Origin of the sequence: Pseudomonas sp. EGD-AK9 (assembly GCF_000465935.2) — a bacterium.
Lineage (GTDB): Bacteria > Pseudomonadota > Gammaproteobacteria > Pseudomonadales > Pseudomonadaceae > Aquipseudomonas.
Window position 1 is genome coordinate 1 of sequence record NZ_AVOF01000898.1, and the last position, 595, is coordinate 595.

The 595-nt window shown below is 67.1% G+C and carries 1 protein-coding gene; it reads right to left on the reverse strand.

All coding sequences use genetic code 11. The features are described from left to right. The coding region (locus N878_RS25235) for a FimV/HubP family polar landmark protein (protein ID WP_036989428.1) at positions 1 to 595 on the reverse strand (595 nt) is incomplete at both ends.

Consider the following 595-nt stretch of genomic DNA (forward strand, 5'->3'; position numbering starts at 1 on the left):
GGCACCTGCCGCCATATCGGCCTGCAGCTTGGCCAACTGGCTGTCCTTGAGTTCGATCAGACGCTGCAGCTTGTCCAGCTGACTCTGCAGATCGCCGACGCGGCTTTGCAGTTCGGCGTTCTCGCGACGAGTCGAGTCGAGGCTCTCCTGGGTCACGGCCAGCTTGTCGGTCAGCGCCTTGCTGTCGGCCGAACCGCTGTCGCTGCCGCTGGTGGCCTTGCCGGCCTCGGCCGCCACCAGTTTCAGGCTGTCGCCGCTTTGTGCGGTCGCTGGCGCTGCGCCGGCAGTAGCGCGACGGGTGGCATCCAGCTGACGCGAGGCGACGGCGCGCCCTTCGCGCCAGGCGGCGTTCTGTTCGGCGACCTGGGCCACGGCCTCGGCATTGCTGCGACTGCGGATCTGCTGCTCATCGGGCAGGCGCAGTACCTGGCCGCTCTTCATGCGGTTGATGTTGCCGCCGATAAAGGCATCCGGGTTGAGATCCTGGATGGCCAGCATGGTCTGGTTGACCGAGCCGCCGCCCACGCGCTGGGCGATTTCCCACAGGGTGTCGTTGGCGGTGGTCTTGTATTCGTTGCCGGAGATGGCCCGCGAG